This is a genomic window from Burkholderia sp. BCC0044 (assembly GCF_902832955.1).
Taxonomy (GTDB): domain Bacteria; phylum Pseudomonadota; class Gammaproteobacteria; order Burkholderiales; family Burkholderiaceae; genus Burkholderia.
Genome location: NZ_CADFDO010000013.1, coordinates 17486 through 28405, shown reverse-complemented (window position 1 = coordinate 28405; position 10920 = coordinate 17486). Strand labels below are relative to the sequence as shown.

The following is a 10920-nucleotide window of genomic DNA, read 5'->3' as shown; positions in this document are numbered from 1 at the left end:
TCGCCGTCGTCGAACCATTTGTAGAACGGCGCGTTGCGCTCGTCGAGCACGGTCGTGAACGGCTTGTGCCACGTGAGGCCCTCGCGCGCGAGACGCGCCCAGAAGCCTTCGTAATCCTGCTCGGCCTCGGCGACGAGCGCACGATAGGCCGGCATGCCGGAAATGGTCGCCGTCTTCTCGAGCGCCGCGGGCGGCGCGAACTGACGGGTTTCGTGAAGAACCGATTCAATCGCAGACATCGACAACCCCTTGGTGAACATGAATCCTCTGCATGGCGGCGCGATCGTGTGCGCCGCGCGTCGTCTTGGCCGGCGCTGCGCGCCGCTGTCTCCCACCACCCGCACGCGGCCGCGAACGGCTGCGCACGATGCTGCACCGCACCACCTCACGCGAACGTGATCCGCGGCCCGGCAGTTTCCACGATAAGCGCTCCAACTTACCCGTCACTTACGTGGCATGGCCGTGTCGTGCGCCGGGATGCGCCGCATCGAGTCGGCTTTACGCTGTTACAACCGCGACCCTACAATCCTAACTGAACTCGCCTTCCGGACTCCAGCTTGAATCGCTACGCCCTCTTCCTCATCCTGTCGATGCTGTTCGTCGGCAGCAACGTCGGTATCGGCAAATCCATCGTTGTATTCGTCCCGGTCGCGATCCTCGCCACGCTGCGCTTCGTGATCGCGATCGCCGTGCTGTGGCCGCTGTTCAGCCCCGTGAAGATGCGCGCGGTCAAGCGCGGCGAATGGCTGAACCTGTTCCTGCAGGCGTTCTTCGGCACCTTCATGTTCACGCTGCTGATGCTCAACGGCGTGCAGCGCACGAGCGCGGTGGCCGCAGGCGTCATCACGAGCACGATCCCGGCGATCGTCGCGCTGTTCGCATGGCTGATCCTGCGTGAAAAACCGAACGGCCGTGCGCTCGTGTCGATTGCGCTCGCGATCATCGGCGTCGTGACGATCAACCTCGCGAATGGCAGCGCGGCCGGCCACGGCGCGCCGGGCGACGCGTCCGGCTCGCTGGCGGGCAACCTGCTGATCCTCGGCGCGGTGTGCTGCGAATCGATCTACGTGATCCTGTCGCGCCGGCTCACGCAAACGCTCGCACCGATCGACATCTGCGCGTATACCCACCTGTTCGGTCTGTGCCTGATGCTGCCGCTCGGCGCAACCGCGCTGTGGCACTTCGATTACGCGAGCGTGCCCACCGGCACCTGGGCGCTCGTCGTCTGGTACGGGCTGTCGGCCAGCATCTTCTCGTTCTGGCTGTGGATGAAGGGCATCCGGCACGTGCCGGGCAGCCTCGCCGGCGTGTTCAGCGCGGTGCTGCCGATCGCCGCGGCCGCGTACGGCATCGCGTTCCTCGGCGAGCGCCCGACGCTCGCGCACGGTATCGCGCTCGCGTGCGTCGTCGCCGGCATCGTGCTCGCGAGCCTGCGCGTGAAACGCGTGCCGGCGGCCGCTTCCTGATCCGTCCCCGGCAATGCCCGCGCGTCGCTGCAGCGGCGCCGGCCGACGCGTTACAATAGCGCGCCTTTTCAAGATCACCCCGATACCTGCGCACCGCGCCCGTACCTCGACATGTCCGCCCCGCATTCGCCCGGCCGTCCCGGCCGCCGCCCGCTTCGCCCCCTTCCCGCGCTGATTTTCATGAGCCGCTGGCTCCAGGTTCCGCTTTACCTCGGCCTGATCGTCGCGCAGGCCGTCTACGTGTTCCTGTTCCTGAAGGAAGTCTGGCACCTGCTGTCGCATGCGGCGGGCCTCGACGAAATCAGCGTGATGCTCGCCGTGCTCGGCCTGATCGACGTGGTGATGATCTCGAACCTGCTGATCATGGTGATCGTCGGCGGGTATGAAACGTTCGTGTCGCGGCTCGGCATCGAGGGCCACCCCGACGAGCCCGAATGGCTCGACCACGTGAACGCGGGCGTGCTGAAGGTCAAGCTGTCGATGGCGCTGATCAGCATTTCGTCGATCCATCTGCTGAAAACCTTCATCAACCCCGACCAGCACACGACGCACGCGATCATGTGGCAGGTGATCATCCACGTGTCGTTCCTCGTGTCGGCGCTCGTGATGGCGTGGGTCGATCGCCTGACGACGCACACGCACCCGGCCCATTTCCACGAGGCGCATGCGCCCGCGGCGTCCCGACCGGCGGCCTGAACCGTCGGCAACCTATTCCCCACTGTCCCCACAGAGTCTCAGCCATGACCGTCATCAAACAGGAAGACCTGATCCAGAGCATCGCGGATTCGCTGCAGTACATCAGCTACTACCACCCGCTCGACTACATCCAGGCCCTCGGCCGCGCGTACGAGCTGGAAGAGAGCCCGGCGGCGAAGGACGCGATCGCGCAGATCCTCACGAACAGCCGCATGTGCGCTGAAGGCCGTCGCCCGATCTGCCAGGACACCGGCATCGTGACGATCTTCGTGAAGGTCGGCATGGACGTGCGCTGGGACGGCGCGACGATGGGCCTCACCGACATGATCAACGAAGGTGTGCGCCGCGGTTACACGCACCCGGACAACGTGCTGCGCGCGTCGATCGTCAATCCGCCGGAAGGCGCCCGCAAGAACACCAAGGACAACACGCCGGCCGTGATCCACTACGAGATCGTGCCGGGCGACAAGGTCGACGTGCAGGTCGCGGCCAAGGGCGGCGGCTCGGAAAACAAGTCGAAGTTCGTGATGCTGAACCCGTCCGACTCGATCGTCGACTGGGTGCTGAAGACGGTCCCGACGATGGGCGCCGGCTGGTGCCCGCCGGGCATGCTCGGGATCGGCATCGGCGGCACCGCCGAGAAGGCGATGCTGATGGCGAAGGAATCGCTGATGGAGCCGATCGACATCCAGGAAATCATCGCGCGCGGCCCGAAGGACTGGGTCGAGGAACTGCGCGTGGAATTGCACGAGAAGGTCAACGCGCTCGGTATCGGCGCGCAGGGCCTCGGCGGCCTCGCGACCGTGCTCGACGTGAAGATCATGGCCGCACCGACGCACGCGGCGTCGAAGCCGGTCGCGCTGATCCCGAACTGCGCGGCCACGCGCCACGCGCACTTCGTGCTCGACGGTTCGGGCCCGGCCAAGCTTGAAGCGCCGTCGCTCGACGCCTGGCCGAAGGTGCAGTGGGAACCGAACACGGAAACCAGCAAGCGCGTCGACCTGAACACGCTGACGCCGGAAGAAGTCGCGAGCTGGGCGCCGGGCCAGACGCTGCTGCTGTCGGGCAAGATGCTCACCGGCCGCGACGCCGCGCACAAGCGCATCGCCGACATGCTCGCGAAGGGCGAGAAGCTGCCGGTCGACTTCACGAACCGCGTGATCTACTACGTCGGCCCGGTCGATCCGGTGCGCGACGAAGTGGTCGGCCCGGCCGGCCCGACGACGGCCACGCGCATGGACAAGTTCACCGAGACGATGCTCGCTCAAACCGGCCTGATCTCGATGGTCGGCAAGGCCGAGCGCGGCCCGGTCGCGATCGACGCGATCAAGAAGCACAAGGCGGCCTACCTGATGGCGGTCGGCGGCGCGGCGTACCTCGTGTCGAAGGCGATCCGCGGCGCGAAGGTGCTCGCGTTCGAAGACCTCGGCATGGAAGCGATCTACGAGTTCGACGTGCAGGACATGCCGGTGACGGTGGCCGTCGATTCGTCGGGCACGTCGGTGCACCAGACGGGTCCGAAGGAATGGCAGGCGAAGATCGGCAAGATCCCGGTCGCCACCGCTTAAGCGCGAGCGAACGAAAGGCCGGACGGGAGTCCGGCCTTTTTACTTCTCATTCTCATTATTGTGTTCGGCCGGTTATTCGAGGCTGATTCTCATTACACGCAAAAGGCAGGCCCGACAAGGCTTCGAGGCTTGGCTTTTCTCGTTCGAGCGATTATCGTTCGGTTTCTGAAGCCCCACTGAACAAGGAATAGCCATGCAAGGCGACAAGAAAGTCATCGAATATCTGAACGCCCAACTGAAGAATGAACTCACGGCGATCAACCAGTACTTCCTGCATGCGCGCATGTACAAGCACTGGGGCCTCGACAAGCTCGGCAAGCACGAATACGACGAGTCGATCGGCGAAATGAAGCACGCCGACTGGCTGATCGAACGCGTGTTCATGCTCGACGGGCTGCCGAACCTGCAGGACCTGCACAAGCTGCTCGTCGGCGAGGAAACCGAAGAGATCCTGAAGTGCGACCTGAAGCTCGAGCAGATCTCGCAGTCCACCTGCAAGGAAGCGATCGCCTACTGCGAATCGGTGCGCGACTACGTGTCGCGCGAGATCTTCGAAAAGATCCTCGACGACACCGAAGAGCACATCGACTGGCTCGAAACGCAGATCGACCTGATCGGCAAGGTCGGCCTGCAGAACTATCAGCAAACGATGATGGGTTCGGCCGAGTAATCGCGCCACCCGCCAGCCCGCCGCCCGCCCGACGATGACGAACCCGTCCGCCGCACCCGCGCTGCGCGCCGCCGCCCCTGTCGGCATCTTCGACTCGGGGCTCGGCGGCCTGTCGGTGCTGCGCGCCGCGCGCGCGCACCTGCCCGACGAATCGTTCGTCTACGTCGCCGACTCGCACCACGCGCCGTATGGCCCGCGCGACGAGGCATTCATCACGGAACGCACGCTGGCGATCGGCGAGTGGCTCGCCCGCGAAGGCGCGAAAGCGCTCGTCATTGCATGCAACACGGCAACGGCACGGGCGATCGCGGCCATCCGCGAACGCCTGTCGATACCGCTCGTCGGCGTCGAGCCGGGCATCAAGCCGGCCGCCGCGCTGTCCGCGACCGGCGTCGCGGGTGTCCTCGCCACGCAATCGACGCTGAACAGCCCGCGCTTCCAGGCGCTGCTCGACCGCTACGGCGCCGGCCGCCGCTTCATCTGCCAACCGGGCCACGGGCTCGTCGAGGCGATCGAGCGCGGCGACACGAACTCGCCCGCATTGCGCGCGCTGCTCGAGCGTTACATCCAGCCGATGCTCGACGACGGCGCCGATACGCTGGTGCTCGGCTGCACGCACTACCCGTTCTTCACAGAAACGATTCGTGACCTTGTTGGCGAGCGCCTGACGATCGTCGACACGAGCGATGCCATCGCCCGCCAGCTCGCGCGGGTGCTCGACGAACGCGGGCTGCGCGCGCCGGCCGGCACGCCTGCCGCGCCGCCGCGCTTCTGCTCGACGAGCGACGGCCTGCAACTGCGCGCGCTCGCATCGACGCTGCTCGGCCTCGATGCGCCGGTCGAATCCGTCACCATTTCCTCGCCCAACGCGCGCGCCTGCGCGACCGCCTGACCCGGGCCGGCGCGCCCGGCTCCCGCCGCAGCTTCCCTGCTCCCCGCCGTTTCAAGGGTCCGATGACCTTAAAAAAAGCCCGACCCAGGCTTGTCAACATCCGCAAAATTAATGATAATAATTCGCATTAACGTTAGCTATCGCAACTCATCATGATCGTCTGCGTGTGCAAGTCTGTTTCCGATCGCAAGATTCGCGCGTCCCTCGCCGAGGGCGTCCACTCTTTCGATGAACTCCAGTTCGAGCTCGGCGTGGCCACGTGCTGCGGCAAGTGCGAGGAGTCCGTACGCGACCTCATGGCCGAGCAAGGCGTCTGCGCGAGCCGCTGCGGCGTCGAGCATCACGCGCATCCGATCCCGGTCACGTTCTACGACCGCAAGGCGGCCTGAGCGGCGCCGAGCGTGCGCATGCGGCCCAGGCCGCATTTTTTGTTGTGACCGTCAGCAAGCCACCGTCTGCGCGAGCCAACGGCTTACCTGTCAAGGAGCCTGTGATGGAATTGCTGATCGGATTCGTAACCACCGTTTGCATCTCGCTGCTGATCTTCCGCAAGTGATGCCGATTCACCCGCCGCGCCCCGGGTGCGACATCGTTCTTTCAAGCTAACATGCAGGCTTCGCATCTCGCTCCTGCCGGCGCCATGCCGGCTGCACCACGTATGAATCCCCGAGTGATCGTCGTCGCGGTCGGTGTGCTTGCCGCACACGCGATCATGCTGACGGCCGCGTGGCTCCATCGCAACGCGCCGCCGCCTGCGAAGCAGGTCGAGGTTCAGTCGATCACCGCGCAGCTCATTCCTCCTGCGCCCACTGCCCAGCCGATCGCGGTCCAGTCGGCCGCGCAGCAGCCTACGCCGCCCAAGCCTGTTCCTCGCGTGAAGCCGAAGATCGAGCCGAAGCCGGTGCAGAAAGCAATCCCGACGCCGCAGCCCGTCGCGCAGGCACCGTCGCCGACGCCCGCGCCGGCAGCTGTCGATCCGACACCGGCTCCCGCCGCGCCGGCTCCTGCTGCGCCGGCTGCAGCACCCGGCCCGGCGCGCGAGACGATGCAAGTCAGCGCGCCGAAAAACGTATCGGCGCTCACCTGCAATTTCGTGAAACCCGACTATCCGTCGATGTCGAAGCGCCGCGGCGAAACGGGCACGGCCTATGTTCACTTCATCATCGGCGTGACGGGCAAGATCGAAAGCGTCCAGTTGCAGAAGAGCAGCGGCTACCCGCGTCTCGACGAAGCCGCGCTCGAGGCGACGCGCGCCAGCACCTGTCCGCCGTATATCGAGAACGGCCAGGCGATCCGCGCCGCCCATACGCTGCCCTTCAACTTCACGCTCAACGACTAACCCGTCATATTCGGAAGATTCAAAGGAAACAAAAATGCAAAGCTACGGTATCGCGCACGTCTGGGCGCAAGGTGATTTCGTCACGCGCGCCATCGCGATCACGCTGCTCGTGATGTCGGTCCTGTCGTGGATCGTGATCGTCATCAAGGGCTGGAACGTGATCCGCCTGAACCGCCTCACGAAGAACGCCGAACAGGCATTCTGGCATTCCGACAATTTCGACGACGGCATCAAGAAGCTCGGCCTCGCCGCATCGACGCCGGCCGACAACCCGTTCCTCGCGCTCGCGCTGTCGGGCAAGGAAGCCGCCGATCATCACCATCAGACGCAACCGCACCTGCACGATCGCATGGACGTGTCGGACTGGGTCACGCGCTGCCTGAAGGACACGATGGACGAAGGCATCTCGCGCATGCAGAGCGGCCTCGCGATTCTCGCATCGGTCGGCAGCACGGCGCCGTTCGTCGGCCTGTTCGGTACGGTCTGGGGGATCTACCACGCGCTGCTCGCGATCGGCGCCACCGGCCAGACGTCGATCGACCAGGTCGCGGGCCCGGTCGGCGAATCGCTGATCATGACGGCCTTCGGCCTGTTCGTCGCGATTCCCGCGGTGCTCGGCTACAACGCACTGACCCGCGCGAACAAGGGCGTCGTCAGCAAGCTGCGCCGCTTCGCGCACGGGCTGCACGCGTACTTCGTGACGGGCGCGAGCCTCGCGTCGTCGTCGACGCGCGACGGCCTGCGTCTCGCATCGCGCGCCGCCAGCTGAGACGAGGTGAACCATGGCCATGAACACCGGTTTCAGCGACGATGACGACGATGCCGTGATGAGCGAGATCAACATGACGCCGCTCGTCGACGTCATGCTCGTACTCCTGATCATTTTCCTCGTGACGATCCCGGCGATGCAGCATGCGGTGAAGATCGACCTGCCGCACGCCAGCAGCCAGCCCGTCGACGAAAAGCCGCAGACCGTCGACGTCGCGATCCAGGGCGACGGCACGATCCTGTGGGACGACCACACGGTCACGCGCGAACAACTGCAGGCACGCATCGCGGAAGCGGCGAAACGCACGCCGCAGCCGGAATTGCATCTGCGCGCGGATCGCAAGGTAGCGTACGAGCACGTCGCGGAAGTGATGTCGGATGCGCAGGCAGGCGGCCTGACGAAGCTCGGCTTCGTGACCGAGCCCGGCGCAAAAGCGAAGAAGTAACGCGCGCACGTCCCGTCGTCGGCGGTCGCAACCGCGCACCTGGCCGGCCGCGCCTAGCCGGCCACACCTCGCCGGCCGCACCTCGCCGGCCGCACACAAAGTAAAAGGCCTTCATCGCCAGATGAAGGCCTTTTTTCATGCGCACGCGGGCGCCTTCGGGCGGCGGGCTCTTTGGCGGTATCGGTTACGCCTCGAGCAACGCAAATGCGACTCTGCCGTGGTCTGCACGGACTGCGCGTTCTGCCCTATCTGGCTCACAATATATGCGGCCACCTGATTTCGCTCAGAACTTCCTTCACGAAATGGGATTTCAATATAGGCCCGTGCGCGCACGCATTCAAGGTTCAGGCGATTGAAACTTGCGATTGCAGGCGACGCTTCAATGACAAAACAAATTTGCGTCGTCGTGCATGCCGTGTTCAGGTCGCCGAAACATCGGCCGCCGCTTCCTTCTTCGCACGCTCGGGGCAACCCGGCTCCTTGTACGCGCCGTGGTCGAGCTTCTCGACCAGGTAATCAACGAACGCACGGACCGCGGGCGGCATCCCCTGCCGCGACACGAACACCGCATACAGCTGCGGCACCGGCAGCGTCCAGCCCGGCATCACCGGCGACAGTTGCCCCGCGCGCAGCGCGTTGCCGTACATCATCTCAGGCAGCGCCGCGATGCCGAGGCCGTCGAGCACGGCCTCGCGGATCGTCATCAGGTCGGCCGTCACGAGCCGCGGATCATGCTCGTGCACGTGGCGCGTCCCGTCCGGCGCGATCAGGTTGAATACGTGCCGGCCGTCCACGCTCGGCGTATCGAGCGTCTCGAAGCCGGTCAGGTCGTCCGGCGCCAGCGGCGGCGCATTCTGGCTCAGCAGGCTCGGCGCGCCGACCAGCATCTGCTCGGTGCGCCACAGCGGCCGCACGACGATGTTGGCATTCTGCGGCGGCTCCGAGCGCACGCGCAACGCGACGTCGACCGAATCCTCGAACAGGTCGATCACGCGATTCGTCACGCGCACATGCACCTTCACCTCGGGATAACGGCGCAGGAATTCGGGCAGGATGCGCGACAGCATCGTCTGCGACAGCGTCACCGGCACGCTGACGCGCACCGAGCCGCGCGGCGACGCGCGCAACTGCTGCACCGCGTTCATCGCGGCCCGCGCTTCGGCGAGCATCGCCTGGCAATGCTGGTAGAACAGCTCCCCCGCCTCGGTCAACGCGAGCTTGCGCGTCGAGCGCTGCAGCAGGCGCACGCCGAGCGCCGCCTCGAGCTCGGTCAGGCGCCGCGACAGACGCGATTTCGAGATGCCCAGCACGCGCTCGGCGGCCGAGAAGCCGCCATGTTCGACGACCTGCGAGAAGTACATCAGGTCGTTCAGGTTATGTGCATCGATATTCATCTCATCGTTCCAATTTCAGAACAATCCATTGCGAACCGCCGCAAATCGCGCGGTAAAACGCCCAATATAATAGCGCTATGTTTCGAAAATAACGCTATTCCGATGATTTCGAGGGCTTCCCATGACCACCGCTCGCTCGCTTGATCGCACCTACCCCGCGCTTCGCACCACCGAAGGCGGAGGTTTCGTGGTTCACCGCCCGTTCCCGACGCGGCTGCTGATGGATTTCGATCCGTTCCTGCTGCTCGATGAAATGGGCCCGGTCGACTACGCCCCCGGCGAAGCCGTGGGCGCGCCCGACCATCCGCATCGCGGCTTCGAGACCGTGACCTACGCGCTCGATGGACGCTTCCGCCATCGCGACTCGTCCGGCCATGCCGGCACGCTCGGCCCCGGCGACGTGCAATGGATGACGGCCGGCGCCGGCGTCGTGCACAGCGAGATGCCGGATCCGGCGTTCGCCCAGGCAGGCGGGCGCTCCCATGGCTTCCAGCTGTGGGTCAACCTGCCGCGCCGCGACAAGATGATCGCGCCGCGCTACCAGGAGATCCCGGCCGCCCGCATTCCGACCGCGACGTCGCCGGACGGCCGCGCAAGCGTGCGCGTCATCGCCGGCGAAGCGTTCGGCGTACAGGCCGCGATCGAGACGCGCACGCCGATCCTCTATCAGCACTTCACGCTGGAGCCCGGCGCAACGGTCACGCAGCCCGTGCCGGCCGGCTATCGCGTGTTTGCCTATCCGATCGACGGAACGGGCCTCTACGGGCCCGACAGGCAGGCGGTCGACGCACGGCACATGATCGTCTACGGCGACGATGGCGACGCCGTCACGTTCGCTGCCGGCGACACGTCGCTCGACCTGCTGCTGATCGGCGGCGTGCCGCTCAACGAGCCGATCGTCCGTTACGGCCCGTTCGTGATGAATACCGAGGAAGAGATCCGGCAGGCTGTCGTCGACTATCAGACCGGTCGCATGGGTCGCATCGAAGCGTGAATCGGATCGGGCGGCAGGTGCCGCGAAGCCGGTGGTTTTGCGTCACAATAAGTTCTTGAACCACGTGGCCAGCCGCCACCAGAAGGAACCCGCCCCTTGAACTTCGAACACCTGATCCAGATCAATTCCGACGAACCGGGCGTGCCGACCCTCACGCGCGACCAGCTCTGGGAAGGCCTCGTACTGCGTGCCGAACAGCCGCAACTGTTCGTGATCGGCCTCGACAGCTGCGTCATCCACGAACGGACGGACACGACGCTCGAACGCGAACTCCACTACGGCCACGCGACCGTGCGCGACCACGTGACGTTCACGCCGAACCAGCAGGTCCGCTACGACATCCGCGCGGCCGATGGCGAGATCGGCGGCTCGCTGACGATGACGATCGAGGAGCGCGACGACCACGAGCTGTTCCTGCGTTTCGAGTACCGCACGACGTTGACCGTCGCGGACGACAGCGAAGAAGCGCGACAGACGCACGGGATCGTCAAGGAGGCGTACCGCACGTCGGATATCGATACCGTTCGCCTGATCCGCGAATACGCGCAGGGTCGCAAGGACCCCGATCCGCTGCACTGAACCCGGCGGCGGCCTGCGGGCCGCCGCTTTGATTCAAACTATCAGACCAGGCCTATCGATCGATAAAGAGTTTTTGTAAATGGGAATAGTTATCATTTAGAATTCATT

At 65.3% G+C, this 10920-nt stretch carries 13 protein-coding genes; 11 read left to right on the top strand and 2 right to left on the bottom strand.

Going from position 1 to position 10920, the window contains the following annotated elements:
* Nucleotides 1-239, bottom strand: a 239-nt coding sequence (locus tag HWX14_RS36135; RefSeq protein WP_279611863.1) for an acetyl-coenzyme A synthetase N-terminal domain-containing protein, incomplete at its 3' end; no start/stop codon positions are given.
* Nucleotides 240-557: 318 nt separating this feature from the next.
* Between HWX14_RS36135 and HWX14_RS36130 the strand changes: the two genes are divergently transcribed.
* The 9 genes from HWX14_RS36130 to HWX14_RS36090 all read left to right on the top strand — a co-directional run bounded on the left by HWX14_RS36130 (nt 558) and on the right by HWX14_RS36090 (nt 7845).
* A complete protein-coding gene (locus HWX14_RS36130) occupies nt 558-1466 on the top strand; it encodes a DMT family transporter (RefSeq protein ID WP_175886795.1) in 909 nt (302 codons plus the stop codon).
* 111 nt (nt 1467-1577) lie between these two features.
* Nucleotides 1578-2162: a TIGR00645 family protein gene (locus tag HWX14_RS36125; RefSeq protein ID WP_175886794.1), complete on the top strand. Its 585-nt coding sequence runs from the start codon at nt 1578-1580 to the stop codon at nt 2160-2162.
* A 44-nt stretch (nt 2163-2206) separates the two neighbouring features.
* Nucleotides 2207-3730 (top strand): fumarate hydratase, encoded by a 1524-nt coding sequence (locus HWX14_RS36120; RefSeq protein ID WP_011657442.1) that lies wholly within the window; start codon nt 2207-2209, stop codon nt 3728-3730.
* A gap of 193 nt (nt 3731-3923) precedes the next feature.
* A complete protein-coding gene (bfr, locus tag HWX14_RS36115; protein ID WP_006478315.1) occupies nt 3924-4400 on the top strand; it encodes a bacterioferritin in 477 nt (158 codons plus the stop codon).
* Nucleotides 4401-4434: 34 nt separating this feature from the next.
* A complete protein-coding gene (gene murI / locus HWX14_RS36110; protein WP_175886793.1) occupies nt 4435-5292 on the top strand; it encodes a glutamate racemase in 858 nt (285 codons plus the stop codon).
* Between the two features lie 152 nt (nt 5293-5444).
* Entirely contained in the window at nt 5445-5681 is a 237-nt protein-coding gene (locus HWX14_RS36105) for a (2Fe-2S)-binding protein (RefSeq protein ID WP_175886792.1), read from the top strand.
* 218 nt (nt 5682-5899) lie between these two features.
* Complete coding sequence (locus HWX14_RS36100) at nt 5900-6631, top strand: energy transducer TonB (RefSeq protein ID WP_175886791.1); 732 nt, start codon at nt 5900-5902, stop codon at nt 6629-6631.
* A 34-nt stretch (nt 6632-6665) separates the two neighbouring features.
* The gene (locus HWX14_RS36095; RefSeq protein WP_175886790.1) at nt 6666-7400 is read left to right on the top strand and encodes a MotA/TolQ/ExbB proton channel family protein; all 735 of its coding nucleotides are present in this window, start codon (nt 6666-6668) and stop codon (nt 7398-7400) included.
* Between the two features lie 13 nt (nt 7401-7413).
* A complete protein-coding gene (locus HWX14_RS36090) occupies nt 7414-7845 on the top strand; it encodes a biopolymer transporter ExbD (protein ID WP_077179570.1) in 432 nt (143 codons plus the stop codon).
* Nucleotides 7846-8264: 419 nt separating this feature from the next.
* On the opposite strand, the gene HWX14_RS36085 is transcribed toward HWX14_RS36090, so the two are convergent.
* Nucleotides 8265-9239: a LysR substrate-binding domain-containing protein gene (locus HWX14_RS36085; protein ID WP_175886789.1), complete on the bottom strand. Its 975-nt coding sequence runs from the start codon at nt 9237-9239 to the stop codon at nt 8265-8267.
* A gap of 121 nt (nt 9240-9360) precedes the next feature.
* On the opposite strand from HWX14_RS36085, the gene HWX14_RS36080 reads away from it, so the two are divergent.
* Entirely contained in the window at nt 9361-10233 is an 873-nt protein-coding gene (locus tag HWX14_RS36080; protein ID WP_175886788.1) for a pirin family protein, read from the top strand.
* A 96-nt stretch (nt 10234-10329) separates the two neighbouring features.
* Nucleotides 10330-10812 carry an SRPBCC family protein gene (locus tag HWX14_RS36075; RefSeq protein WP_175886787.1) on the top strand — a complete coding sequence of 161 codons (483 nt, stop codon included), beginning with the start codon at nt 10330-10332 and terminating at the stop codon, nt 10810-10812.
* Nucleotides 10813-10920: the final 108 nt, after the last annotated feature.